This is a genomic window from Xanthomonas euroxanthea, assembly GCF_903989455.1.
Classification (GTDB): domain Bacteria; phylum Pseudomonadota; class Gammaproteobacteria; order Xanthomonadales; family Xanthomonadaceae; genus Xanthomonas; species Xanthomonas euroxanthea.
This window is the reverse complement of sequence record NZ_LR861803.1, coordinates 4,664,148-4,688,617: the sequence shown is the minus strand read 5'-3', so window position 1 is coordinate 4,688,617 and position 24,470 is coordinate 4,664,148. Positions and strand designations below refer to the sequence as shown.

Annotated in this window: 21 protein-coding genes; 11 read left to right on the top strand and 10 right to left on the bottom strand. The window is 67.3% G+C overall.

What is annotated here, in order from left to right:
• Positions 1 to 62: 62 nt before the first annotated feature.
• From H7A86_RS19600 to H7A86_RS19580, 5 genes are all read right to left on the bottom strand, one after another.
• Positions 63 to 1,385 carry an L-fuconate dehydratase gene (locus tag H7A86_RS19600; RefSeq protein ID WP_119131540.1) on the bottom strand — a complete coding sequence of 441 codons (1,323 nt, stop codon included), beginning with the start codon at positions 1,383 to 1,385 and terminating at the stop codon, positions 63 to 65.
• Positions 1,386 to 1,568: 183 nt separating this feature from the next.
• Positions 1,569 to 2,426 carry a fumarylacetoacetate hydrolase family protein gene (locus H7A86_RS19595; protein WP_104649881.1) on the bottom strand — a complete coding sequence of 286 codons (858 nt, stop codon included), beginning with the start codon at positions 2,424 to 2,426 and terminating at the stop codon, positions 1,569 to 1,571.
• Between the two features lie 151 nt (positions 2,427 to 2,577).
• Positions 2,578 to 3,348 (bottom strand): SDR family oxidoreductase, encoded by a 771-nt coding sequence (locus tag H7A86_RS19590; protein ID WP_104649882.1) that lies wholly within the window; start codon positions 3,346 to 3,348, stop codon positions 2,578 to 2,580.
• Positions 3,345 to 4,217, bottom strand: coding sequence for an amidohydrolase family protein (locus H7A86_RS19585; protein ID WP_119131541.1), 873 nt, complete (start codon positions 4,215 to 4,217; stop codon positions 3,345 to 3,347). Before H7A86_RS19585 ends, H7A86_RS19590 begins: the two co-directional genes overlap by 4 nt.
• Positions 4,214 to 5,257, bottom strand: coding sequence for an aldo/keto reductase (locus H7A86_RS19580; RefSeq protein WP_321186578.1), 1,044 nt, complete (start codon positions 5,255 to 5,257; stop codon positions 4,214 to 4,216). Before H7A86_RS19580 ends, H7A86_RS19585 begins: the two co-directional genes overlap by 4 nt.
• Between H7A86_RS19580 and H7A86_RS21110 the strand changes: the two genes are divergently transcribed.
• Both H7A86_RS21110 and H7A86_RS19570 read left to right on the top strand, forming a co-directional pair.
• On the top strand, positions 5,258 to 5,518 hold the full coding sequence (locus H7A86_RS21110) for a hypothetical protein (protein WP_232099353.1): 261 nt from the start codon (positions 5,258 to 5,260) through the stop codon (positions 5,516 to 5,518).
• A gap of 71 nt (positions 5,519 to 5,589) precedes the next feature.
• Positions 5,590 to 7,218: a family 43 glycosylhydrolase gene (locus H7A86_RS19570; RefSeq protein ID WP_119131542.1), complete on the top strand. Its 1,629-nt coding sequence runs from the start codon at positions 5,590 to 5,592 to the stop codon at positions 7,216 to 7,218.
• A gap of 114 nt (positions 7,219 to 7,332) precedes the next feature.
• On the opposite strand, the gene H7A86_RS19565 is transcribed toward H7A86_RS19570, so the two are convergent.
• Complete coding sequence (locus H7A86_RS19565) at positions 7,333 to 7,536, bottom strand: hypothetical protein (protein ID WP_119131543.1); 204 nt, start codon at positions 7,534 to 7,536, stop codon at positions 7,333 to 7,335.
• 3 nt (positions 7,537 to 7,539) lie between these two features.
• Positions 7,540 to 8,103 (bottom strand): peroxiredoxin family protein, encoded by a 564-nt coding sequence (locus tag H7A86_RS19560; protein ID WP_180708177.1) that lies wholly within the window; start codon positions 8,101 to 8,103, stop codon positions 7,540 to 7,542.
• A gap of 327 nt (positions 8,104 to 8,430) precedes the next feature.
• Here H7A86_RS19560 and H7A86_RS19555 point away from each other — a divergent pair, with 327 nt between their 5' ends.
• The gene (locus H7A86_RS19555) at positions 8,431 to 8,994 is read left to right on the top strand and encodes a hypothetical protein (protein WP_232099135.1); all 564 of its coding nucleotides are present in this window, start codon (positions 8,431 to 8,433) and stop codon (positions 8,992 to 8,994) included.
• 89 nt (positions 8,995 to 9,083) lie between these two features.
• Here H7A86_RS19555 and H7A86_RS19550 read toward each other — a convergent pair whose 3' ends face one another.
• Together H7A86_RS19550 and acs are read right to left on the bottom strand one after the other, a co-directional pair.
• Positions 9,084 to 9,752 carry a response regulator transcription factor gene (locus tag H7A86_RS19550; RefSeq protein WP_010374372.1) on the bottom strand — a complete coding sequence of 223 codons (669 nt, stop codon included), beginning with the start codon at positions 9,750 to 9,752 and terminating at the stop codon, positions 9,084 to 9,086.
• Between the two features lie 285 nt (positions 9,753 to 10,037).
• Complete coding sequence (acs, locus tag H7A86_RS19545; protein ID WP_119131545.1) at positions 10,038 to 11,981, bottom strand: acetate--CoA ligase; 1,944 nt, start codon at positions 11,979 to 11,981, stop codon at positions 10,038 to 10,040.
• A 293-nt stretch (positions 11,982 to 12,274) separates the two neighbouring features.
• Here acs and H7A86_RS19540 point away from each other — a divergent pair, with 293 nt between their 5' ends.
• The 6 genes from H7A86_RS19540 to H7A86_RS19515 all read left to right on the top strand — a co-directional run bounded on the left by H7A86_RS19540 (position 12,275) and on the right by H7A86_RS19515 (position 19,179).
• Entirely contained in the window at positions 12,275 to 13,657 is a 1,383-nt protein-coding gene (locus H7A86_RS19540; protein WP_164739709.1) for a DcaP family trimeric outer membrane transporter, read from the top strand.
• A gap of 84 nt (positions 13,658 to 13,741) precedes the next feature.
• On the top strand, positions 13,742 to 14,059 hold the full coding sequence (locus tag H7A86_RS19535; protein ID WP_104585619.1) for a DUF485 domain-containing protein: 318 nt from the start codon (positions 13,742 to 13,744) through the stop codon (positions 14,057 to 14,059).
• Positions 14,056 to 15,783 carry a cation acetate symporter gene (locus H7A86_RS19530; RefSeq protein WP_104585622.1) on the top strand — a complete coding sequence of 576 codons (1,728 nt, stop codon included), beginning with the start codon at positions 14,056 to 14,058 and terminating at the stop codon, positions 15,781 to 15,783. The genes H7A86_RS19535 and H7A86_RS19530 overlap by 4 nt, the downstream gene beginning before the upstream one ends.
• A 615-nt stretch (positions 15,784 to 16,398) precedes the next feature.
• Positions 16,399 to 17,433: a glycerophosphodiester phosphodiesterase family protein gene (locus H7A86_RS19525; protein WP_232087986.1), complete on the top strand. Its 1,035-nt coding sequence runs from the start codon at positions 16,399 to 16,401 to the stop codon at positions 17,431 to 17,433.
• 160 nt (positions 17,434 to 17,593) lie between these two features.
• On the top strand, positions 17,594 to 18,391 hold the full coding sequence (locus tag H7A86_RS19520) for a peptidylprolyl isomerase (RefSeq protein WP_180707958.1): 798 nt from the start codon (positions 17,594 to 17,596) through the stop codon (positions 18,389 to 18,391).
• Positions 18,388 to 19,179, top strand: a complete 792-nt coding sequence (locus tag H7A86_RS19515) for a hypothetical protein (protein WP_119131547.1) — start codon at positions 18,388 to 18,390, stop codon at positions 19,177 to 19,179. Before H7A86_RS19520 ends, H7A86_RS19515 begins: the two co-directional genes overlap by 4 nt.
• A 94-nt stretch (positions 19,180 to 19,273) precedes the next feature.
• Here the strand turns inward: H7A86_RS19515 and H7A86_RS19510 are convergent, their stop codons facing one another.
• Positions 19,274 to 20,422, bottom strand: coding sequence for an ROK family protein (locus H7A86_RS19510; RefSeq protein WP_166767142.1), 1,149 nt, complete (start codon positions 20,420 to 20,422; stop codon positions 19,274 to 19,276).
• A 159-nt stretch (positions 20,423 to 20,581) separates the two neighbouring features.
• On the opposite strand from H7A86_RS19510, the gene H7A86_RS19505 reads away from it, so the two are divergent.
• Positions 20,582 to 23,185: a TonB-dependent receptor gene (locus tag H7A86_RS19505; RefSeq protein ID WP_232099134.1), complete on the top strand. Its 2,604-nt coding sequence runs from the start codon at positions 20,582 to 20,584 to the stop codon at positions 23,183 to 23,185.
• Positions 23,175 to 24,431 (top strand): phosphodiester glycosidase family protein, encoded by a 1,257-nt coding sequence (locus H7A86_RS19500; RefSeq protein WP_119131550.1) that lies wholly within the window; start codon positions 23,175 to 23,177, stop codon positions 24,429 to 24,431. The genes H7A86_RS19505 and H7A86_RS19500 overlap by 11 nt, the downstream gene beginning before the upstream one ends.
• The last annotated feature ends 39 nt before the right edge of the window (positions 24,432 to 24,470 follow it).

Below are 24,470 nucleotides of genomic sequence, written 5' to 3'. Positions count from 1 at the left end.
AACTGCTTCTTTCTCCCGCAGGCGGGAGAAGGTGCCCGCAGGGCGGATGAGGGGTTGCGTGCTCAGTCCTTGGCGTTGCCGGCCAGATCTTCGACCCAGAAACGTCCTTCCGGATAGCTGAACTCCGCGATCGAGGACGCATGCATTTCCGCCGAGAAACCCGCCGCCTCCGGGGCCAGGTAGCGGCCGTGCCGGATGCGCACCGGGTCGAGGAAATGCTGGTGCAGGTGGTCGACGAATTCGATCGCGCGGTCTTCCATCTTGCCGGTGATGGCGACGAAGTCGGCCATGGCCAGGTGTTGCACCAGTTCGCACAGGCCGACGCCGCCGGCGTGCGGGAACACGCGGATATTGAACTTGGCGGCCAGCAGCAGGATGGCGAGGTTTTCGTTGACCCCGCCCACGCGCGCGGCGTCGATCTGGATCAGGTCCACCGCGCCGGCCTGCAATAGCTGCTTGAACACCACCCGGTTCTGGGTGTGCTCGCCGGTGGACACCGGTACCGGCGTGATGCCCTGGCGGATCGCGGCGTGGCCGAGCACATCGTCCGGACTGGTGGGTTCCTCGATCCAGGCGATGTCGAATTCGGCCAGCTGGCGCATCCAGTCGATCGCCGGGCCCACGTCCCAGCGCTGGTTGGCGTCCACCGCCATCGCGATGTCCGGGCCGATCGCCTCGCGCGCCAGGCGGCAGCGGCGGATGTCGTCCTGCACATTGGCGCCGACCTTGAGCTTGATGGTGCGGAAGCCGTCGGCCACCGCTTCCTTGGCCAAGCGCACCAGCTTCTCGTCCGAGTAGCCGAGCCAGCCGGGCGAGGTGGTGTAGGCCGGATAGCCCTGTTCGATCAGCGTGGCGATGCGTTGCGCGCGCTGCGGTTGCGCCGCGCGCAGGATCGCCAGCGCTTCGTCGCGGGTGAGCGCGTCGGTGAGGTAGCGCAAGTCGATGGTGTCGACCAGCTGCTCGGGCGTGAGTTCGGCGATGTAGCGCCACAGCGGTTTTTTCGCCGCGCGCGCGGCCAGATCCCAGGCGGCGTTGATCACCGCGCCGATCGCCATGTGCATCACGCCCTTTTCCGGGCCCAGCCAGCGCAGCTGCGAGTCGTTGGTGAGCCGGCGCGCGAACGCACCCAGATCGGCGATGACCTCGTCCACCGACAGGCCGACCACGTGCTCGGCCAGTGCGGCCACCGCGGCGGTCTGCACATCGTTGCCGCGGCCGATGGTGAACACCAGGCCGTAGCCGGCCAGGTCATCCGGCGCATCGGTGCGCAGCACGACGTAGGCGGCCGAGTAATCCGGATCCGGATTCATCGCATCCGACCCATCGAGCTCGCGCGAGGTGGGGAAGCGGACATCGTGGGTGTCGAGGGCGATGATGGTGCGCATGGAGGTCCTGGGCGATGGAAGCGAAAATTAGAAACGCGCGGAGTCAGACGGAAACGGAGCAGGACGCCAGAGCCTCTCTCCCATCGGGAGAGGGGCTTCGGGCTGCATCGTGCCGGATGTATTACGACTTGCCTTGACCGCTATCTCTTTCCAATGCGGAAAAAGGTGCTGAGGAAAGAGGCCTCAAGCCGCATCGCGCGGATGCGCCACCACCGGCTGGCGCTGGCGACCCAGCCCTTCGATCTCCAGCTCCATCACGTCGCCCGGCTTCAGGTACACCGGCGGCTTCTGGCCCAGGCCCACGCCCGGGGGGGTGCCGGTGCTGATCACATCGCCCGGCATCAGCGTCATGTAGCGGCTGATGTGGCTGACCAGTTCGGCCACGCCGAACACCATCGTGCGGGTGCTGCCGTTCTGGTAGCGGTGGCCGTTGACGTCCAGCCACATCGACAGGTTCTGCGGGTCGGCGATTTCATCGCGGGTGACCAGCCACGGGCCGATCGGGCCGAAGGTGTCGGCGCTCTTGCCCTTGACCCACTGGCCGCCGTGTTCGAGCTGGAATTCGCGCTCGGACAGGTCGTTGATCACCGCGTAGCCGGCGACATGGTTCAGCGCCTCGTCCACCGTGACATCGCGCGCCACATCGCCGATCACCACGCCCAGTTCCACTTCCCAATCGCTCTTGACCGAGCCGCGCGGGATGATCACGGTGTCGTTCGGCCCGGTCACCGCGGTGGTGGCCTTCATGAACAGGATCGGCATCTTGGGCACGTCCATGCCCGATTCGGCGGCGTGGTCGGCGTAGTTCAAGCCCACGCAGATGAACTTGCCGATCTGGCCCACGGCGGCGCCATAGCGCAGCTCGCCTTCGATCAGCGGCAGCGTGGCCACATCCAGCGCACGCAGTTTGTCCAGGCCGGCATTGGTGATGTGCTCGCCGGCCACATCGTCGATCACGCCGCTCAGATCGCGGATGCGGCCTTGGTCATCGATCAGGCCGGGACGTTCCTGGCCGGGGGCGCCAACGCGTACGAGTTTCATGCAGTCTTCCTTTGCAGGTGAGGAATGGAGCGGCCAGCGACGCTGGCGCGCGTGCATCGGGTGGGTAAGGACGGTGGGCGCAAACCGAGGCGGACGAGCGGGACGCATCGCATCTGGCAGTGGTGCGCGGCGCCGCGATCCATCGTCGTACTCAGTTCGACCAGCCGCCATCGATGATATGGGTCTGGCCGGTGGTGAACGACGATTCGTCCGAGGCCAGGTACACCACCAGCTGCGCGATTTCGCGCGGGTCGCCCAGGCGGCCCATCGGCTGGCGGTCGGTGAAGCTCTTCCACACGGCCTGTTCGTCGCCGCCCAGCGCCTTGACGCGCTGGCCCAGCGACGGCGTCTTGATGGTGCCGGGGCAGATCGCGTTGCAGCGCACGCCCTGGGCCACGTAATCGGCGGCAATGGCCTTGCTCAGGCCGATCACGGCCGCCTTGGTGACGCCGTAGACGAAGCGGTTCGGCACGCCCTTGATGCTGGAGGCCACCGAGGACATGTTGATGATGCTGCCGCGGCCGCGCTCGAGCATGCCCGGCAGCACCGCCTTGCAGGTGTAGTACATCGCATCGACGTTGATCGAGAACGAGCGGCGCCAGGCCGGCTCGTCGCAATCGAGGATGCTGCCCTGGTGCACGAAGCCGGCGCAGTTGAACAACACATCGAACGGGCCGTGCGCGGCGACCAGGTCGGCAACCGCCGATGCATCGGTGACATCCAGCAGCTGGGTGGTGATGGCATCGGATTCGGCTGCCAGCGCCTGCAAGGCCGCGGCGTCGATATCGGTGGCGATCACCTGCGCACCGGCACGCGCGCAGGCCAGCGCGCTTTCGCGGCCGATGCCGGCGCCGGCGGCGGTGATCAGGCAGCGCTTGCCATGCAGGCGGTCGTTGGGAGTTGCAGGGATCGAGACAGTCATACCGAAGAGGTTCCGTGGGTGGGGGCCGCCGGCCGTGGCAGACGATAGAACGTGCGTGCGTTGTCGCCGAACACCGCTTTGGCATGGCCGTCGGCGTGTGTGGCGACCAGGTGCTGTGCGATCTCAAGCCACTGCGCATACTCGGCGCGCTGGGTCAGCACCGGCCAGTCGCTGCCCCACAGCATGCGCTGCGGGCCGAAGCGTGCGAACAGATGCGCGACATACGGCTCCAGCGCCTCCACGCCGGCGCCGCGCGCTGCTTCGGTGAGCAGGCCGGAGAGCTTGCAGTGCACGTTGGGATGCTGCGCCAGCGCGGCCATGCCGGCCGCCCAGGCGACGAATTCGCCCGCGGCGATCTGCGGCTTGCCGCCGTGATCGACGACCACGCGCAACTGCGAATGGCGCTTCAGGCGCGCCTGCAGTGCCGGCACATGCACGCTGCGGATCAGGGCGTCGAAGGCCAGGTCGTGCGCGAGCAGGGCGTCGAAGGCGGCATCCAGCGCGGGACTGGCCAGCCACTGCGCATCGGCGATGTCCTGCACCATCGGGCGCAGGCCCTTGAGCACACCGTCGCCGGCCTGCACCAGCGCATCGATGCGCGCGGCGGCATCGGGCGCGGCGAAATCGACCCAGCCCACCACGCCGGCGATGCGCGCATCGGCGCGCGCCAGCTCGAACAGGTAGTGCGTTTCGGCCTCGGTCGCGGCGGCCTGCACCACCACCACGCCATCGATATCGGCAGCGTCCAGCGCCTGGCCGATATCGGCGGGGCCGAAGTCGCGATACAGCGGCGCCAGTTCGGGCGTCAGCCAGTGGTAATCGCCACGGGCCAGCTGCCAGAAATGCAGATGCGCGTCGATGCGGCTCATGGCGTGGGCAGGTCCGCGTCGAGCAGGCCGTCATCGCGCAGGCGCTGCCACAGCGCAGGCGGAATCGCCGCCTGCAGGCGCGTGGCGGCCGAGTGCACCTCGGCCACCGTCCGCATGCCGGCCACCACCGTGGTCACCGCCGGATGCGCCAGCGGGAACTGCAACGCGGCCGCGCCGATATCCACCCCGAACGCCGCGCAGGCTGCATACAGGCGCTGCGCATGTTGCAGGGTGGCGGTGTCGACCGGGGCGTAGTTGTAGGTCGCGCCGGGGCCATGTGCGTCGCTGAGCAGGCCGGAGCTGTACGGGCCGGCCGACAGGATCGCCACGTTGCGCTGCTGCGCCTGCTCGAGCAGCGCGCGGGCGCCGTGCTGCTCCAGCAGCGTGTAGCGGCCGGCCAGCATCACGCAGTCGAGCGGAAAGCGTGGCAGCACCTCCAGCGCCACCTCCTGCTCGTTGACCCCCAGCCCGATCGCCCCGCAGGCACCGGCCGCCTTCAGCTCCGCCATCGCCGGCAAGGCCTCCTCCAAGGCCTGGCGCAGCACGTTGGCGTGGTTGTCGCCGTGGGTCAGCGCACCGATGTCGTGCAGCAGCAGCACGTCGATGTAGTCGGTGCCCAGGCGCTCCAGGCTGGAGGCAAACGCGCGCCGCACGCCGTCGGCGCTGTAGTCGAACTCGGCGCGCCGGCCCGCCACGGCAAAGCCGTCGCGCCCGGCGGTGGCCTGCGCGTCGTCGTGGATGCAGCGGCCGACCTTGGTCGACAGCGTGTAGGCGCTGCGCGGCACGCCGGCCAAACCACGGCCCAGGCGCGTCTCGCTCAGCCCGTAGCCGTAGTACGGCGCGGTGTCGAAGTGCCGGATGCCGGCCTGGTACGCAGCCGCCACCGCGGCCAGCGCCTGGCCGTCATCGACCTCGGTATACAGATTGCCGATCGGCGCGGCGCCAAACCCCAGTGCCGACAGCTGCACATCGGTGCCGCCCAGACGCTGCCGTGCAACGCTCACGCCGCACACTCCGCGCGCAGGGCGGTCGCGGGGCAGGTGCACACCGAATATGGGAAGCAGGAGCTGGGCATCGCGACATCCACCAGCCGGCCGATGCCGGTCTGTTCGCATATGAATATCGCAATCATGAGTAAACAGATCACGCTGCAGTGCAGCATCGCAGGTGGTGGCGGTTCAGCACGGGCGTTGCGCAGCGCTGCCGTGGGTTTCCCGGCATCTTTGCCTGCTGGCCGGCCCGGCATGTGGTGGTCGCCGATCTATGTCGAAATCCGCAGCTGTCATGAGCGCTTCCTATAACGCCGTCTATGCGGTTGCCTCGGTCCGAGGCCTGGGGCTAGATACCAGCCCGACCGCACGAAAGCCCACCCATGCCAACCACCACCCGCCGCGACCTGTTCAAGGTGCTCGCCGCAGGCGCCATCGTCGCGCCGTTGTCGCCGAGCGCACTGGCAGGCGATGCAAACGCGGCCTGCACCGGCACCCCGCGGTGGGCGCGCGGCATCGAAGGCCAGCGCAAGGCAGACCTGGGCAACGGCAGCTACCTCAATCCCATCGTGGCCGGCGATCATCCGGATCCCACCATCCTCAAGGATGGCGACGACTACTACATGACGTTTTCGTCGTTCCTTTCCTATCCGGGCATCGTGCTGTGGCATTCCACCGACCTGGTCAACTGGACACCGCTCGGCCCGGCGCTGCGCAAGCAGCTGGGCACGATCTGGGCGCTGGACCTGTGCAAGCACGCTGGCCGCTATTTCATCTACATCCCGGCTAATCCCGACGACAAGGGCTGGTCGATCTTCGTGATCTGGGCCGACGACATCCGCGGACCCTGGAGCGACCCGATCGATCTGCAGATCGCCGGCTGCATCGATCCCGGCCATGTGCTGGGCGAGGACGGCAAGCGCTATCTGTTCGTCAACGGCATCCGCAAGGTGCGCCTGCGCGACGACGGACTGGCCACCGACGGGCAGGTGGAGCCGGCATACGCGCCGTGGCGCTATCCCGACGACTGGATCGTGGAGAACTTCGCCCCCGAAGGCCCCAAGCTGACCTGGCACAACGGCTGGCTGTACCTGGTCACCGCGGTCGGCGGCACTGCCGGGCCGGTGACCGGGCACATGGTCATCGCCGCGCGTTCGCGCTCGGTGCATGGGCCGTGGGAGCACTGCCCGCGCAACCCGCTGGTGCGCACGCAATCCGAACAGGAGCCATGGTGGTCGCGCGGGCATGCCACGCTGGTGGAAGGCCCGCGCGGTGACTGGTGGATGGTCTATCACGGCTACGAGAACGGCTTCCGCACGCTGGGCCGGCAGACGCTGCTGGAGCCGATCGAATGGACCGCCGATGGCTGGTTCCGTGCCACCGGTGGCGATCTGTCCAAGCCGTTGCGCACGCCTGCACGTGGACACGCCACGGGCAATGCGGCGCCCAGCGGTTTCGCCTTATCGGACGATTTTTCCAGCGACAGGTTCGGCACCCAATGGAGCCTGCATGCGCCAAGGCCCGGCGAGCAGGCGCGGGTGCAACGGGCGAATCGGTCGCTGACGCTGGCTTGCTCCGGCAGCTCGCCGGCCGACAGCTCGCCGTTGACCTGTGGCGTGCCCGATCGCGGCTACGTCGCCGAGGTCACGCTGGAGCTCACCGGCAATGCCGAGGGCGGCCTGTTGCTGTTCTACAACCACAAGGCCTTCGTCGGCATCGGCGTTACGCCCGATACCATCAAGACCTACGAATACTCCGAAGAACTGGTGTGGGCACGCGCGCCCAATACACACCGACGTATCCGCCTGCGTCTGAGCAACGATGCGCATGTGGTGACCTTCGACTATTGCTTCGACGATGGCCGGCAGTGGATTCGCCACCCCACGCGCATGGAAATGTCCGGCTTTCACCACAACGTGTTCGGCGGCTTCCTGAGCCTGAAGCTCGGCATCTACGCTGCGCAGCAAGGCGCAGTGGTGTTGCGTGATTTCAGTTACCGCGCGCTGCGCTGAGCGCGGTCTGCAGCATCCAGCGATGCGGCTAAACGGCGGGGTCCGGGGGGACCCCGCCGTCAGACCTGGCGTGGCTAACAAAACGTAGCTGCACAGGCGTTTTGCTCGCCGCTCCTAGCCGCAGCAGTAGCAGACGTTGCCTTGGCCCAGGTCGCCGCCAAACTCCGGACACTCGGCTTTGCAGGCCCACGCACTACACGATTCGGTTTTCGGCTGTGCGTTATCCACCGCCATGACCTGGAACGCACCGAAACCGGTACTGGCCAGGAACGTGGCCGCCATCAACGTCGTCCGCAAAGTACCCCAACGCTTCTTCATGCATTACTCCTTCACCGTTGCCAAAGCCGCTGGCGCATCCGTGCGGCGCAACGCGGCGACCAGGTCCTGCACCTGCTCCGTGGTATCGAAGACGCCAAGACGGGAATGGCGCACGCGCCCCTGCCCATCGATGGCCATCAGCAGTGGCACGTTGCGCGCGCGAAACAGCATCAGTGCGCGACGATCGGTCAACGTGACCACCGGAAAATCGAAGCCATGCACATGCGCATAGCGCGCAGCCTGCGCCGCATCGCACTGGCATACGCCGAGCAACTGCGGACGGCCGGGCAGATTGGCCTGCAATTGCCTTGCCGCACGCAGCACGGTGGGTGCCGAGCGCTGGCAATACGGGCAGGTGGTGGTGAAGAAGAACAGCACCTGCGCCTGTCCCTGCGGCACGCCGAGCAGATGGCGTTGGCCCTGGGTATCGGTGACCGCGATGCGCGGCACGTACATGCCGTCATACGGCGCGCTGATGCGGGTCTGCAACATCTGCTGCTGCGCACGCAGCTGCTTGTTCTGCCATGCAAGCACCGCGATTAATGCACAGGCAACCAGCAGCCCGATCCAGAGCCAGGGAAAACGTCGCGCCATGCCAGCTCCAGTAGCGTCATCAAGCCCGAGCCTTGCCCAGGCATGAGCTGATGGTCAATGGTGATATCGACAACTGCGATGTCGCGCGGTGCGGGGCTGTGGACGCGGTCACGCCCCGGCGCTTGGGCTTGCCAGTGCCGCGGCAGTCGGCACGGAGCGATTGCGCAACGGCGACGCTGCAGGTGGAGCGATGCCACCGCGCCGCACCGGCGCGATGCATCCATCGCCGCCGTAATCGCGACCGGACCATGCGCGGCAGGCGCACGACATGCCACACGCATGCCATGCCGCAGCGTGGACATGCACGGCATCGATTGCCCATGGCGTACAGTCGCGTGCCCCATACACGCCAGGCCGCACGTTTCGATGCCTTCCTATCTTCCCCTGCTGGCGGTCGCCGCCTGCCTGTTGCTGCCGCTGCAAGACAGCCTCGCTGCTGCGCCCGATCGCAACGCGCCTGCCGCGGTTGTCTCAAGCTGCACGGCCGATGCGTACAGCAGCTGTCCGTCCTGGATGCCGTCGCAGCAGGAGATGCGCACGGTGCTTGCCGATTATTTCTGCGACGCCGCCGATCGCGGGCTGGTCCGGCCGCGCGTGACGCGCGTGGTGCGTGCGAAGACCTCGCAGGTCACCTGCGCTGCGCTGGGGCCGGAAACCAATTCCAATATCGCCTGTGGAGGCGATATGCAGTTCATTGGCCCGGACGGCCGCACCGATTTCCTCACCTTCAGCCCGACCATGCATCGTCAGGACGATGGGCGCTATGCGATCTATGAAGGCGAGGACGAAAACGGCAACGCGGTGTGGCACACGCCCTCGCCGCAACGCGCATCGAAGGTCTGCACCGGCCAGCCCTTGCGCTGACGAGCGTACCGGAGCTGCCACCGGCAGCGTTTCCTGCGACGGCGATCGGTCTGCGCTGACGGTGCGCGCAGCCGGTCGCTGCAGCGTGCTCAGTCGTCTTCGGGCGGCGGCAGCACGATGCCGTCGGCATCGATGGCGAGTTTGCCGGCCATCAGCACCGCCTGGGTACGGTTGGTGACGCCGAGCTTGCGCAGGATCGCGGTGACATGCGCCTTGATGGTGGCCTCGGACACGCCCAGATCGTAGGCGATCTGCTTGTTGAGGCGCCCGGCGCCGAGCATCTGCAGCACGCGGAACTGTTGCGGGGTGAGATCGCGCAGGCGCTGGCCCACTTCGCGTTCTTCGCTGTCGGTCGGCGGCAGGTTCTGCGCCTCTGCCGGGATCCAGCGCTCGCCATCGAGCACCGTGGCCAGGGCGCGGCCGATGGTGTCCGAATCGGCGGATTTGGGAATGAACCCGAACGCACCATGGTCGATCGCACGCCGCATCACCGTCGGCTCCTCGCGCGCCGACACCACCACCACCGGCAGCTGCGGATGCAGCGAGCGCATGTGCACCAACGCGCTGAATCCCTGCGCACCCGGCATGTTGAGATCCATCAACAACAGGTCGGCATCCGGTTGCGCATCGGCCAGGGTGTACAGCGCATCCACCGTGTCGGCCTCGAACAACTGCACGCCCGGCATCACGCGCTGCACAGCCCCGCGCAAGGCCTCACGGAACAGGGGGTGGTCGTCGGCGATCAGCAGGGTGGTCATTGAGGGGCCGGGATTGGGGATTGGGGATTCGGGATTCGCAAAGGCATGGGATGTCGGGACTGGGGAGTCGGGATTCGTGGACGCAGGGATGCCGGAATTCGTGCACCGGAGTTCGCAACAGCCGGTCTGAGCACGCCATCCGCTTCCCGATTGCCGCTCGATGCTGGATCGAGGAGGGGAATGGCGAAGGAGTGGGAACCCGCTTCTGCGAATCCCCGCTCTCCAATCCCCAATCCGCGCCCCTCATCCACCAATCCCCAATCCCGAATGCCCAATCCCCGCCTCTCAGCGCGCCAACCGCTCATTGACCAACGAATCCACCACCGACGGGTCGGCCAGGGTCGAGGTGTCGCCGAGTTGGTCGGGGGCGTTTTCGGCGATCTTGCGCAGGATGCGGCGCATGATCTTGCCCGAGCGGGTCTTGGGCAGGCCCGGTGCCCACTGCAGGTGATCGGGCGAGGCGATCGGGCCGATTTCCTTGCGCACCCAGGTCACCAGTTCCTTGTGCAGTTCCTCGCTCGGGATTTCGCCGGCGATCAAGGTCACGTAGGCATAGATGCCCTGGCCCTTGACGTCATGCGGGAAGCCGACCACCGCCGCTTCGGCGACCTTCGGGTGCGAGACCAGCGCGCTTTCCACTTCGGCGGTGCCGATGCGGTGGCCGGACACGTTGATCACGTCGTCCACGCGGCCGGTGATCCAGTAATAGCCATCGGCATCGCGGCGGCAGCCGTCGCCGGTGAAGTAGCTGCCCGGATAGGTGCGGAAGTAGGTGTCGATGAAGCGCTGGTGGTCGCCGTACACCGAGCGCATCTGGCCCGGCCACGAATCCAGCAGCACCAGGTTGCCTTCGGTGGCGCCTTCCAGGACCTTGCCTTCGGCATCCACCAGTGCCGGCTGCACGCCGAAGAACGGCAGGGTGGCCGAGCCGGGCTTGAGATCGACCGCGCCGGCCAGCGGCGAGATCAGGATGCCGCCGGTTTCGGTCTGCCACCAGGTGTCCACGATCGGGCAGCGGCTGTCGCCGACCACCTCGTAGTACCAGCGCCAGGCTTCCGGATTGATCGGCTCGCCGACGCTGCCGAGCAGGCGCAGGCTCTTGCGCGAGGTCTTCTTGACCGGCTCCTCGCCATCGCGCATCAGCGCGCGGATCGCGGTGGGCGCGGTGTAGAAGATGCTGACCTTGTGCTTGTCGATCACTTCCCAGAAGCGCGACACGGTCGGATAGTTCGGCACGCCTTCGAACATCACCGCGGTGGCGCCGTTGGCGAGCGGGCCGTAGACGATGTAGCTGTGGCCGGTGACCCAGCCCACGTCGGCGGTGCACCAGTAGATGTCGTCCTCGCGCAGGTCGAACACCACTTCGTGCGTGTAGCTGGCAAACAGCAGGTAGCCGGCGGTGGTGTGCAGCACGCCCTTGGGCTTGCCGGTGGACCCGGAGGTGTAGAGGATGAACAACGGATCTTCCGCGTTCATGCGCTCGGGCTCGCACGCAGCCGGCTGGCCGTCGACCACATCGTGGAACCAGCGATCGCGCGGTGCCTGCATCTCGACCGCACCACCGGTGTGACGCACGACGAGCACCGTTTCCACGGTGTTGGTGCCGGGCAGTTTCAGCGCTGCATCGACGTTGGCCTTGAGCGGAATCTTCTTGCCACCGCGCAGGCCTTCGTCGGCGGTGATGATCAGCTTGCTCTGGCAATCGATCACGCGGTCGGCGATCGAATTGGCCGCAAACCCGCCGAACACCACCGAATGCACCGCACCGATGCGCGCACAGGCGAGCATGGCCACGGCGGCATCGACGATCATCGGCAGGTAGATGGTGACCCGGTCGCCCTTCTTGACGCCCAGGTTACGCAGCGCATTGCCGAGCTTGCAGACGCGCTCGTACAGCTCGCGATAGGTGACCGGATAGGACTGCGCATCCGGGCTGTCGGGCTCGAACAACAGCGCGGTCTTGTCGCCGCGCGTGGCCAGCTGGCGGTCCAGGCAGTTGACGCTGGCATTGAGCTCGCCATCGCCGAACCAGCGGATGTGGAAATCCTCCAGCGCGTAGCTGACGTCCTTCACCTGGGTGGGTTGCTTGAACCATTCCAGCCGCTGTGCGGCCTTGCCCCAGAATTGCTCGGGGTGTTCGATCGATTCGCGATACAGCGTTGCGTACTGCTCGCGCGTAATGCGCGCATTGGCGGCGAACGCGGGATCGACGGGATAAACCTCAGCCATGGCACCCTCACTTGCGATGAACTTGTCGGAAGAGGACGTTGCGGCTGCCCTCGGTAGACAATCAGTGTGCCGTATCCATTCTGTCCCGGCGTTCAACCGGGCCTTAGACCTTGGTCTTACTGCCGCAGCCGGTGATCCGCAATCCGTTGCCGGCCCTGGTGCGACGATCGGTCACCTTGTGGAATGCTGCGCTGCAGCTACGACCAAAGGCGAATAGGCTGCAAAGCGCGGACTGCCTCACGCTCCGCACAGCATCGCCATCAAGCGCGAGGCCATATCGGGGAGAGGGGTCCATGACACACCGTACTGCACCGTTAGTGCGCCATCCGCTGGCGGCTGCCTTGTTGGTGGCCACCATCCTGCCAGGCGTGGCGTTCGCGCAGACCGCCAAGGAAAAGGCGCTGGAAGCGCGCATCGCCGAGCTCGAGCGTCAGGTCCAGCTGCTGGTGTCTGCGCAACAACAGCAGCAGGGCCAGATCACGCAGACGCAGACCCAGGTGACCGAGGTGCGTGCCGCACAGGCGCAGGCACCTGCCGCGCCGGCGGTGCCGGCCGGCAAGCGGCCGATCCAGCTGACCAGCATCACACCCAATGCAGCTGCGGGGACGACGTTCCGCTACGGTGGTTTCATCAAGGCCGACTTCATGACCACCCGCACCTCCGACGGCGCATTGCCCGAAGGCGCGGTGGGGCGCTACCTGTACATCCCGACCCAGACGCCGGTCGGTGGCCAGGCCTCGAGCACCGACACCGACTTCCACGCCAAGTTCTCGCGCTTCAACCTGGGCGTGGACACGGTCACCGAAAACGGCGACAAGATCACCGGCTTCATCGAGCTGGATTTCTTCGGCAACGCGCTGGCCAACCAGGTCAACAATCTATACGGCGGCACCCTGCGCCACGCCTACGTGAGCTGGAACAACTGGCTGGCCGGCCAGACCTGGTCCAACTTCATCGATTCCACGATCCTGCCCGAGGCGGCCGACATCGTCGGGCCGACCGACGGCGCGCTGTTCAGCCGCCAGACCCAGATCCGCTACACCCGCGGCGCCTTCAGCGTGTCGGCGGAAAATCCCGAGACACTGACCACGCCCTACCAGGGCGGCAACACCATCCTGGCCTCCGACCATGGCGCGATGCCGGACCTGACCGCGCGCTACAACTGGAAGGGCACCTGGGGCACGTTCGGCCTGTCGGCGATCGCGCGCCAGTACCGCACGCGTAGCGCGCTCACCAACGACACCGACTTCGGCGGCGCGATCGCCGGCGGCGGCCGCTGGATCATCAACGCCAACAACGATCTGCGTTACCAGCTCAGCTACGGCGAAGGCCTGGGGCGCTACCTGGGCCTGGGCAACGGCTCGGACGTGGAGATCGACATCGACGGCAACATCCAGACCGTCAGCACGATCGCCGGCTGGGTGGCCTGGCGCCACGACTACAACGCCAAGCTGCGCAGCACCATCATGTATTCGCGCGTGAACTACGACCACGACATCGCCAACACCGGCGCGCTCGCGAGCAAGTCGCAGCAGAGCATCCGCGCCAACGTGTTCTATTCGCCGCTGCCCAAGGTCGATGTGGGTGCGGAGCTGATGTACGGCCGCCGCGAAGCCGAGAACGGCGACAGCGGCGACATTTCGCGCCTGCAATTCACCACCAAGTACAGCTTCTAGTTTTTGCCACTGGCGGCCCGCTCCACTGCGGTGGAACGGGCAAGGCCACCGTCGTTTTACCAGCGCTCTACCAGGAGACAGACAATGACCGTCTCGAATGACGCACTGATCGCCAAGATCGATGCCAATCCGAAGTACCACGCACTCAAGCGCCAGCGCAACACGCTGGGCTGGACCCTCACCGTGCTGATGTTGCTGGCCTATTACGGCTACATCGGCCTGATCGCCTTCGACAAGGAATTCCTCGCCAAGCCGATGGGTGAAGGCGTGACCTCGATCGGCATCCCGATCGCGATCGGGGTGATGGTGTTCACCATCGCCATCACCGCCATCTACGTGCGCCGCGCCAACAACACCTACGACCAGCTGACCGCGCAGATCCTCGAGGACGCCCGCAAATGAGCAAGTATTCGCGTCTTCTCCTGATCCTGGCCGGGCTGCTGCCGGCCGGCATCGCGCTGGCCGCCGGCGGCGACATGGGCCAGGTCGACAAGCAACCCACCAACTGGGTGGCGATCGGCATGTTCGCCTTCTTCGTGCTGGGCACCTTGTGGATCACCAAGTGGGCGGCGGCCAAGACCAAGTCGGCCTCGGACTTCTACACCGCCGGCGGCGGCATCACCGGCTTCCAGAACGGCCTGGCGATCGCCGGCGACTTCATGTCGGCGGCCTCGTTCCTGGGCATCACCGCCGCGGTGATGGCCAATGGCTACGACGGCCTGATCTATGCGATCGGCTTTCTGGTCGGCTGGCCGATCCTGACCTTCCTGATGGCCGAACGGCTGCGCAACCTCGGCAAGTACACCTTCGCCGACGTGGCCGGCTATCGCTTCGCGCCGACTGCCATCCGCAGCTTTGCCGCGTCGGGCACGCTGGTGGTGGTGCTGTTCTACCTGATCGCACAGATGGTCGGCGCCGGCGCGTTGATCAAGCTGCTGTTCGGGCTGGACTACTGGGTGGCGGTGACCCTGGTCGGCGTGCTGATGATGGTCTACGTGCTGTTCGGCGGCATGACCGCCACCACCTGGGTGCAGATCATCAAGGCGGTGCTGCTGCTGACCGGCGTGACCTTCATGGCCGTGGCGATCATGTGGCACTTCAACTTCAGCTTCGAGGCGCTGTTTGCCGAGGGCGTGCGGGTGAAGACGGCGATCGCGGCCAACGGCGGTGCATCGCCCGAGGACGCGGCCAAGGCGGGCCTGTCGATCATGGGGCCGGGCGGTTTCGTGAAGGACCCGATCTCGGCGATCTCCTTCGGCATGGCGCTGATGTTCGGCACCGCCGGCCTGCCGCATATCCTGATGCGCTTCTTCACCGTTCCCGATGCCAAGCAGGCGCGCAAGTCGGTGCTGTGGGCCACCACCTGGATCGGCTACTTCTACATCCTGATCTTCATCATCGGCTTCGGTGCGATCGCGCTGGTGCTGACCAACCCGCAGTTCGCCGATGTCACCACCGGCACCATCCACGGCGGCAAGGGCGCGGCCAACATGGCGGCGGTGCTGGTCGGCAACGCAGTCGGCGGCAACGTGTTCATGGGCTTCATCTCGGCGGTGGCCTTCGCCACCATCCTGGCGGTGGTCGCAGGCCTGACCCTGTCCGGTGCCTCGGCGGTGTCGCATGACCTGTATGCCACGGTGATCAAGAAGGGCAACCCGGCGCCGGGTTCGGAGCTGAAGGTCTCGCGCGCCACCACCCTGGTGCTGGGCGTGATCGCGGTGTTGCTGGGCATCGTGTTCGAGAAGCAGAACGTGGCCTTCATGGTGTCGCTGGCATTCGCCATCGCCGCCTCGGCCAACTTCCCGGTGCTGATCCTGTCGTTGTTGTGGAAGAACTGCACCACCCGCGGTGCGGTGGTCGGTGGCTTTTTGGGCCTGATCTCCTCGCTGGTGCTGACGGTGCTGTCGCCGTCGGTGTGGGTGGACACGCTGGGCAATGCAGCCGGCTCGGCGCCGTTCCCGTACACCTCGCCGGCGCTGTTCTCGATGACCATTGGCTTTGTCGGCATCTGGCTGTTCTCGATCCTGGATCACAGCCCGCAGGCCGCCAACGAACGCGCCGCGTTCAAGGCGCAGCAGATCCGTGCCGAAACCGGCCTGGGTGCCAGCGGCGCGTCGGGCCACTGACGTACAGTCACTGAGCAGTCGCAGAACGCCGGCCTAGTGCCGGCGTTTTGCGTTTTGGCCAAGGCTGGCAGCGGGCAGCGCCTGTGTTGCCACGTCCCTACGATCGTCTTCTGACGCGAAGGGCTGGGGGGGTTATCGGTCGACCGCGCGCACCGCGCCGGTGCCGGCAGCGATCCAGCATCGTGACGACCCGTGCGCAACGCCCCATCAGACCTCGGTGCGCTGGCGTCCGACGCGCTGCGCGCGCATGCACGACAGCGCTGCGTCCTCGCGTGGCATCGATGCGATCGCATCGTCCGCTTCGTTTTGCACGCAATGCCTGCGCGATCGCGAACAACCGCAACACCAGCGAAGAAATTAAGTCATCTAGGGTGACTAAATTGGCGCACAAGCCGAACGCTGATCACGCACGGCTTGGCCTCACCCCCGGTATCGACCGGCTGGCGAGTGCGCTGCAAGCGAGTCCGCCGATTGCGTCGACCTGTCGGCTCTCGTCCATCCCTTGCCCTTGCTGCACCTACGAACCGGGACACAGAGACCATGCCGACCACCCTCGTTCCACATCCCCTGGCCCGTGCCTGCCGCCTGCTCGGCGCGCTGGCCGTGCTGGCGGCCATGCCGCAACTTGCTGCGGCATCCTGTGGCAATACCGCCAACAAGATGGCGGAGATCCTCAACGACAAGTTCACCGCCGATACCCTGGTGCTGGCCCACCGCGGCCTGTGGGGCAAATACTCGGGCGATCCAGCGATTCCGGAAAACTCCAGCCGCGCCGTGCTCAATGCCGACGTGCAGTGCATGGACGGCGTCGAGCTGGACGTCAAGGTGACCCAGGACGGCATGCCGGTGCTGAGCCACGACTTCAATCTTGGGCGCACCACCGACGTGTATACCGTCGTCGGGGGTGCCAAGTACAACCCGAGAACCAACCAGGGCGCCAACCCGCTGGTCAGCAGCCTGTCGTTGGCCAACATCAAGCGACTGCACCTGCTCACGCCGGACCGTGGCACCGTCACCGGGTGGGAGATGTACAGCCTGGACGAGTTGTTTGCGTACTGGAAGCGCAACAACATGCAGCTGCCGCTGATCTTCGACGTCAAGTCGGCCGATGGCGTGCGCGCGGTACACACCGCTGCCCTGAAGGCGTTTCCCGATCATCCCGAGCAGGTCGTGGCGATGAAGGTCAACGCCACGTTGTTCCCGCACCCGGCCGCCTTTGTCGGCAACTCCCGGTATGTGCATGCCATCCCGGTCTACACCACCAACATGCTGGCGAAGATCGATGTGCCGGCCAGTCGCGTCGAATGGCAGCGCTATGCCCACACGCTGGAAATCAACGTCAAGCAGGACGATGGCCTGTTGCAGGGCCAGAAGAACGCAGCGCGTGCCGAGGGCAAGCGCATTGCCATCTTCCAGGCCATTCCCGATGGCCCGGGTGCCGGCGAGTTCATCAGCAACAACGGTTCGTGCTGCTACCGATTGTCGCAACTGTATTCCTCGTACCAGGGCAAATCCGATACCGCAGACCACCGCGGCGACATCGGTTTCCTGATGTCGCAGCGGTTCGGGCTGATTACCACCGACGACCCGAAGTCGACCATGCGCACGCTGAAGATCAACGGGCGGCGCATTTCGCATTACGCCCCGTAACGCCTTGACGGCATCCGGTGCGGCCGAGGTTGCCGCACCGGATGGCTGGCAAGCGTCAATCGCCGCTGTTTCGGAGGGAGATGTCATGTCCAGGTCATTCAACGTTTCTGTGGGTCCTGCACGCGCGAGGCGCTGCGTCTTGCTGCTGCTCGCTGCCTGCATGATCACGCAGGCTGCCATTGCGTCGCCGGCAGACGCAGATGCGGGCAAAGAGGCTGCGCCAGCGCAACAGGCACGCCGCGACAATGCGGACAGCGCCGCTGCGTCCATCGAGCGCGCGGTCCTGGCCGAACACGCAAGGCGCCAAGGCCTTGCCGATGATCCGCAAACCGCGGCCCTGCTGCGCGAGGCTGCCGACACCGTGCTTGCGCAGGCCGAGCGCGACCACCTGTTGCAGAGCGTGACGGTGTCGCAGGCCGCTATCGCACGGCGTTTCGCCGAACGGCCGGGCGACTTCGACGAATTCCGGCTCAGCCATGTCTTCATCGCCGAACAGCCGGAGTCGGCGCCGCGGCGCAGTCATCCATTGAGTCAGGCGCAGGCCCTGGAGCGTGCGCAGATGCTGCGCCGTCGTATCGCGCGTGGAGGCGATTTCGCCCGACTGGCCGCCGAGGAATCCGACGATGGTGCCACTGCCGCCGACGGGGGACAGTTGTCGTCGATGTTCGGCCTGTACCTGGACACCCCTTTCGCGGCGCCGGTGCGTGCGCTGGCGGTGGGCGAAGTGTCCGGCCCCGTGCGCGGCCCCGGCGGGTATCACCTGATCCGCCTGGAGGAAAAGCACACCGCCACCCTCGACACCGTGGGCGGGATGATCGAAGCCCAGCTGCGCGAAGAACTGCGCGATCGCGCCATCGCCCAGCTGGTGCGGGACCGCTCTGCGCAAGCGGCGGGTCTGGCGTCCTCGGAGCAGGGCCAGCGCAGCGCCGAGGCGGATGCACCGCGGATCCGGCAATGAGCGGGAGCGGCGCGCCGTTCCGATGGCTGCTCCTCGTGCCGCAGGCGCTGGCCCTGTCAGCCTGTGGTACCGGAGCGCGGCAGGACTTCCAGGCCGAAGCGACGCTGCAGGCCAGCGCTGCAGGAACGGGGCGCAGCAGCGCCGCTGCCGCGCCGGGCGCGCTTGCCGCGGCGTCGTATGCGCGCGCGCAGGCCTATCGCCGCTGCGCCATGCTTGCCGAAGCGCCGCCGGCGCCGTCCGTTGGCGATGCGGACCCGGCGGAGCCTGGCGCGCGCGCGGCGGTGTCGCAACGCGCACGCGACCATGCTGCCCGGCTGAAGGCGTGCCAGCACGTGGGCGAAGGCGAGTACGCGCAGGTGGACCAACTGCTGCGTCAGGCTGCCGCCGGCGGCAATACCGACGCGCAGCTGGAATTGCTGCGTCGACGCGCCGGCCTGCTGCTGGAGCGCCAACCCGCCATCGCCGAAGACGGCAGCCCGCAACCGCTCTCCCGGTCCGATCGTGCCGAGGCCGAGCAGGTGCTGGCCGACCTGGAGACGATGGCGATGCAGGGCAACCGGGCGGCGATGCCGGTGCTGGATCAGTTCGTGTCCTCGCCGCTGCTGGCGAGCGCCGAGCCGCTGTACGGCGATGCCTGGCGACTGGTGGCCCAGCAGCCGTTCGGACATCCGCTGCCGCCTGCCGCCCCGCTGCGCGGCGAGGAGATGTTCGAGGAGATGGATGCCGCCACCGAGCAGCAGGTGGTGATGCTTGCACGGGAGCTGCATGCCAGCTGCTGCGCGCGCTGACGCAGCCTCCGCGCCGGGCAGGCTGCCGTAGCGCCAGCGGCAGGGCGAAGACGCATGGCGTGCACGGCAGGCGGCGTCGCTGCCGGCGCGCGCACTAACGGAAGTAGCGCGCCTTCAGCGGCAGCGTGGCTGCCCCGATCGCGCAGGCGTCGGCCGGTGCCTCGGCCGGCAGCAGCACGGGCATCGGCCTGGCCTGGCCGCGGCGCGGCAGGTTGTCGATCTGCACGGCGGCGATCAGGCGCCGGGCCAGGTCGGCCGGCAGGCGGCCGCCGAACACGATCGCTGCCGGGTCGCACACCGCAGTGATCGCCGAGACGATCAACGACACCCCCGGCGCACTGCGCGCGATCCAGCGTTCGATCGCCGGCCAGCGCGGGTCGTAGGCGGCCAGCAGGCTGCGTACATCGGCAAACACCACGCCGTCGGCGGCCAGCAGTTCGCGCAGCAATTCCAGCGTGGCGCGTTCGAGCTTCTGCGCCGGCAGCATGCCGGCGAATTCACCGGCATTGCCGCGCGCACCGCGCATGACCTGGCCATCGATGACCAGGCCACCACCGAACCCGTAGCTGAGATAGAGATAGGCAAAATCGCGGTGGCGACGGCCCACGCCCAGCATCGCTTCGCCGGCGGCGGCCACGCTGCCGTCGTTGTCCATCCACACCGGCTGCGCGCAGGCCTGCGCCAGCCAGGGCGCCAACGCGAACTCGCCAAGCGCACGCAGCGGTTCGGGCGGATTGATGCGCCCGTCCTCCCCGGTGAAAAACCCGCTCATCGCCAGCCCGATGCCCAACCGCGGCCCCGCCGCGTGCTCCAGGCCTGCCAGCAGCGCCGCATCGCCGGCCTGCAGCTGCAGCAACACCGCATCCGCACTGCGTGCGTCCAGCGGCAGCTCGCTGACCGCCAGCACCTGGCCGGTGAAATCCACCAGCGCCAGGGTCAGCGCATCGGTGGCGATGGACACGCCCAGGGTGTGGCCGTGCGCCGGATTCAACGACACCGCCACCCCCGGCTTGCCGCGCCCGGCACGTGCCACGCCGCTGCCCATGTGGACCATGCCGCGCGCCTGCAGGCCTTCGATCAGGCGCACCGCGGTCTGCACGGTCAGCCCGGTGCCGCGGCTGAGGTCGGCGCGGGTGAGCACGCCGGCCAGGCGCAGGCGGTCGAGCATGTCGCGCTCATTGCGGCTCAGGACGGGGAAATGCGGCGAATGCGGCGGCAATGCGACAGCAGCGGTGGACGGCATGGCGAGCGGTGGCACGGGGGACGCGCCAGTCTACCCGCTTCGGCTGAAATAATTAATTCACAGTAAGTTATTAAATTGGCGGCCTCTGCCATCCGCGGTCATCCCATGTCACGTTTGCGTACCCGCCCATGTCCCCGCCTCGGCCTGCTGGCCCTGTGCATGAACGCCAGCCTGGGCGCCCATGCCGCCGCGCCGGCCAGCGACACCACCCCGGTGCAGCTGGACGCGGTGCAGGTCTCCGGCCAGCACCTGTCGATCCGCCAGGCGATCGGCGCCAAGCGCGAGGCCGCCGTGGTGTCCGACGGCGTGGCCGCCGACGATATCGGCTCGATTCCGGACTTCGGCCTGGGCGAGGCCCTGCAGCGGGTGCCGGGCGTGTCGATGGTGGTCAACAACGGCCGCGGCGAGGCGCAGTTCATGAGCCTGCGCGGCTTCAACCCCGACTACAACAACGTGCTGATCGACGGGGTGGCGCTGCCGTCCACCGAAACCAGCCGGCGCGTGCAATCGCTGGATGTGATCCCCGCCTCGCTGGCGCAGCAGGTGGACATCTACAAGAGCTTCAACGCCGACATGGACAGCAATGCCATCGGCGGCATCGCCGCGCTGCGCACGCGCAGCGCCTTCGATCACGACGGCCGCTTTGCCACCGTGCGCGCCAACCTGGCCGATTGGGAAAACCGCCGGCAGCTGCAGGGCAGCACCCCATCGGGCCAGGTGCAGGGCAGTTTCAGCGACACCTTCGGGCCGGACCAGCGCTTCGGCGTGGTGCTGTCTGCCGACTACTTCCGGCGCGATTCGGCGTCGTTGAATACCGCCATCGACAGCTACAGCTATTACGCCAACGGTGTGCGACAGACCCTCACGCCCGGTCTGGATCCGGACGGCCTGGCGATCGCACCGGACCGCTTCCGCCCGCTCAGCTACGACAACCTGCGCCAGCGTCGCAGCGTGTTCGGCAAGCTGGAATACGACGACGGCCAGGACGTGAGGCTGGCCTTCAGCGCCGGCACCTTCGAGCACGGCAACGACGAGCAGCGTCGCTCGCAGTGGATCAACCGCGTCGGCAATGCCACGATCACCGACGCCGGCAACGGCCGCTACGCGCAGGGCAGCGCGCAGGTGGATGCCAACCATTTCGACCAGACCCGCACGCTGCGCTACGCGCAACTGGGCGGCAGCTTCCGGCTCAATCCGGAAGGGCATGTAGACGCATTGCTCAACCGCGCCACCGGCAAGTACCGGCAGGACACCCGCGAGGACGTGTTCAGCGCCGCCGCTTCCCCGCGGCTGGGCTTTGCGTATGCGCTCGGCGACGACACGCGCCCGCGCATCGCCCCGGTCGACCCGGGGTACTACGGCAATGCGGCCAGCTACACCCAGCAGTATTTCTTGACCCGCGTGGAAAAGAGCAGCACCGACACGACGACGTTCAAGCTGGACTACAGCCAGAACGCCGATGCCGATGCGCGCGGCTGGGGCTTTCGTGGCGGCCTGCAGTACCGCGACCTGCAGCAGCGCTACAACCTGGATGAAGCCCGCCGCAATCCGGCCGGCCGCGTGAGCCTGGCGACGATCGGCACCGACGATGCGCGCATCTGCCCCTACGCCGAAGTGGGCTGCCTGTTGTTGATCGACCCAGCCAGGGTCGCCGCGTTCGCTGCCGCCTCGCCAGGCGCCTACGTGCCGGCCAGCACCAATGCCCGCAACAGCGCGATCAGCGATTTCGGCATCGACGAGCGCAGTGGCGCCGCCTATGTCATGGGCACCTGGCATGGCGAGCGCACGCTGGCCACGGTCGGCCTGCGCAACGAATACCTGCAGCGCGCCGTACGTAGCGCGGTGCCGCAGCCCTTGAACAGCACCAGCAACTACGTGCAGCAATCGGCCGACAGCGACCGCCGCTTCCTGCTGCCTTCGGCGAACCTGGCCTGGGACATCACCCCGGCAGTGAAACTGCGCGTGGCCGGCAGCCGCACCATCGGTCTGCCCACCTATGCCGACATCGGCCAGAACAGCAGCCCGGTGGTCGATGCCACCGGCTTGACCATCACTCGCAGCATCGCCAACCCACTGCTAAGCCCCCGTCGCGCCGACAACCTGGACCTGTCGCTGGAATGGTACCCGGACCGCGATTCACAGCTGTCGCTGGCACTGTTCCACAAGCGCATCGGCGATGAAATCGTGCGCCTGACCAGCACCGACACCCAGCGCGACCCCGGCGGCCTGGTCGGCAGCTATCAGGTCACCACCACCCAGGCGATCAATACCGGCGATGCGCAGGTGCAGGGCATCGAATTGACCGCCATCGACACACGCTTCGATTTCCTGCCCGGCGCCTGGTCCAACCTGGGCGCGATGTTCAACGCGACCCTGCTCGACCCGCGTACCGCCGATGTGCAGATGGCCGATGGCACGCGCCGCGCGCTGCCCGGCCTGATGGAATCGCCCAGGCGCAGCGCCAATGCCTCGCTGCTGTACGACATCGGCCGGTTCAGTGCGCGCGTCAGCGCCAACTACACCGGCCAGCAGCTGCTTTCGGCCGCCACCGACAACCGCGTCAACGACCGCTATTACGACCCGATCACCAGTTACGACGCGCAGCTGGCCTGGAACTTCAGCAAGCAACTGCGCCTGACCGTGCAGGGCCGCAATCTCACCAACGCGCGACTGACGCGGGTGATCGGTGCCGACCGACAACTGATGCGCGAGCAGCTCGACAACGGCCGCGCCTATTACCTGGGAGTGGACTATGCGTTCTGATCGCCGCGGCGCATCGGCGCCATTGCTGGCAGTGCTGGCAACACTGGCTGGCAGCGCCAGTGCCGACGATGCCGCAACTCCATCGGCAGCCACGCCCTTCGTGCCAATGGAGACCCTCGTCAGCGGCGACTGCTGGGGCCAATGGCCGGACGATGTGCTGGCGGCGGCGAGCCGCTGCAAACCGGCCGAACACAATCGCATCGCCTTGCAGGTACCAGACGATGCCGATGGCCCGGCACGCGTCGGCATCGATGCCAGTGCCTGCCGCGGCGCGCGCTGCGCCGGCCTGGCGCAGGTGTTGCAAGCCGCGCCCACCCAACGGCTGCTGCTGCGCACGCCACCTGCACGCATCGACGCGGTGCTGGCCGCCTTGGATCACGCCCATGCACGCGAACGCGTCAGCATCGAACCGCTGGTGCAGCCGGTGCCGGCGCCTGGCGCGCCGATCACGCTGGCGCCGGGCGTGCGCTACTGGCGGCAGGCCATGCGCGCACCGCAACCGGTGATGCTGCATATCGCCGAGATCGATCTTGCCACCCCCGGGCTGCAACTGGTGGGCACCCCTGGCGAGCGCAGCGGGGGCGGCGAGTTCCTGGCCAAGCCGACCACCGCGTTCGTGCGCGACCACGGCCTGGCGCTGGCGATCAATGCCGATTACTTCCTGCCGTTCGAGGGCGGGCAGTTGTTCGACAAGGCGTTCGTGCCGGCGGCAGGGCAGGGCGTCACTGCCGAAGGCCTGGCGATCGACGCGGGGCATCTGGATTCGGCCGCCGCCACCAGCGATGCACGCGTCAATGCGGCGTTGTGCGTGAGCGCGCGCAATGCGGTCAGCATCGTGCATGGCAGCTGCCCGCCGGGCACCCGCCTGGGGGTGGGGGCCGGCCCACTGCTGCTGCGCGACGGCAAGCGCCAGCGGCGCGAGGCCAGCCGCGCCCAGTACTACGACGGCCCCGAGCCGCGCAGCGCGCTGGGACTGGATCGCGCGCGCAGGACGCTGTGGATGGTGGTCGCCGACGGCCGCCAGCCGGGCTATAGCGCCGGCATCACCCTGGACGCGCTGACCACGGTGCTGCAGCAGCTTGGCGCCACGTCCGCCATCAACCTGGACGGCGGCGGCTCCAGCATTCTGGCCGCGCGGGTGGATGGGCGCGTGCGCGCACTCAATCGCCCCATCCACACCGGCATCCCGGGGCGCGAACGCCCGGTCGCCAACCAGCTCGGGGTACGCATCGCGCCACGGCCCTGAGCGCACGCGGGCGGCGCGGTACCATTGGCGGTTTGAATC

Excerpts from the sequence above, each read along its gene's own strand:
- acs (WP_119131545.1), bottom strand. The coding sequence starts at position 11,981 with ATGGCTGAGGTTTATCCCGTCGATCCCGCGTTCGCCGCCAATGCGCGC.
- H7A86_RS19555 (WP_232099135.1), top strand. The coding sequence starts at position 8,431 with ATGCACGGCATCGATTGCCCATGGCGTACAGTCGCGTGCCCCATACAC.
- H7A86_RS19565 (WP_119131543.1), bottom strand. The coding sequence starts at position 7,536 with ATGAAGAAGCGTTGGGGTACTTTGCGGACGACGTTGATGGCGGCCACG.
- H7A86_RS19595 (WP_104649881.1), bottom strand. The coding sequence starts at position 2,426 with ATGAAACTCGTACGCGTTGGCGCCCCCGGCCAGGAACGTCCCGGCCTG.
- H7A86_RS19535 (WP_104585619.1), top strand. The coding sequence starts at position 13,742 with ATGACCGTCTCGAATGACGCACTGATCGCCAAGATCGATGCCAATCCG.
- H7A86_RS19600 (WP_119131540.1), bottom strand. The coding sequence starts at position 1,385 with ATGCGCACCATCATCGCCCTCGACACCCACGATGTCCGCTTCCCCACC.
- H7A86_RS19500 (WP_119131550.1), top strand. The coding sequence starts at position 23,175 with ATGCGTTCTGATCGCCGCGGCGCATCGGCGCCATTGCTGGCAGTGCTG.
- H7A86_RS19505 (WP_232099134.1), top strand. The coding sequence starts at position 20,582 with ATGAACGCCAGCCTGGGCGCCCATGCCGCCGCGCCGGCCAGCGACACC.
- H7A86_RS19540 (WP_164739709.1), top strand. The coding sequence starts at position 12,275 with ATGACACACCGTACTGCACCGTTAGTGCGCCATCCGCTGGCGGCTGCC.
- H7A86_RS19570 (WP_119131542.1), top strand. The coding sequence starts at position 5,590 with ATGCCAACCACCACCCGCCGCGACCTGTTCAAGGTGCTCGCCGCAGGC.
- H7A86_RS19515 (WP_119131547.1), top strand. The coding sequence starts at position 18,388 with ATGAGCGGGAGCGGCGCGCCGTTCCGATGGCTGCTCCTCGTGCCGCAG.
- H7A86_RS19550 (WP_010374372.1), bottom strand. The coding sequence starts at position 9,752 with ATGACCACCCTGCTGATCGCCGACGACCACCCCCTGTTCCGTGAGGCC.
- H7A86_RS19525 (WP_232087986.1), top strand. The coding sequence starts at position 16,399 with ATGCCGCAACTTGCTGCGGCATCCTGTGGCAATACCGCCAACAAGATG.
- H7A86_RS19585 (WP_119131541.1), bottom strand. The coding sequence starts at position 4,217 with ATGAGCCGCATCGACGCGCATCTGCATTTCTGGCAGCTGGCCCGTGGC.
- H7A86_RS19520 (WP_180707958.1), top strand. The coding sequence starts at position 17,594 with ATGATCACGCAGGCTGCCATTGCGTCGCCGGCAGACGCAGATGCGGGC.
- H7A86_RS19510 (WP_166767142.1), bottom strand. The coding sequence starts at position 20,422 with ATGCCGTCCACCGCTGCTGTCGCATTGCCGCCGCATTCGCCGCATTTC.
- H7A86_RS19590 (WP_104649882.1), bottom strand. The coding sequence starts at position 3,348 with ATGACTGTCTCGATCCCTGCAACTCCCAACGACCGCCTGCATGGCAAG.
- H7A86_RS19530 (WP_104585622.1), top strand. The coding sequence starts at position 14,056 with ATGAGCAAGTATTCGCGTCTTCTCCTGATCCTGGCCGGGCTGCTGCCG.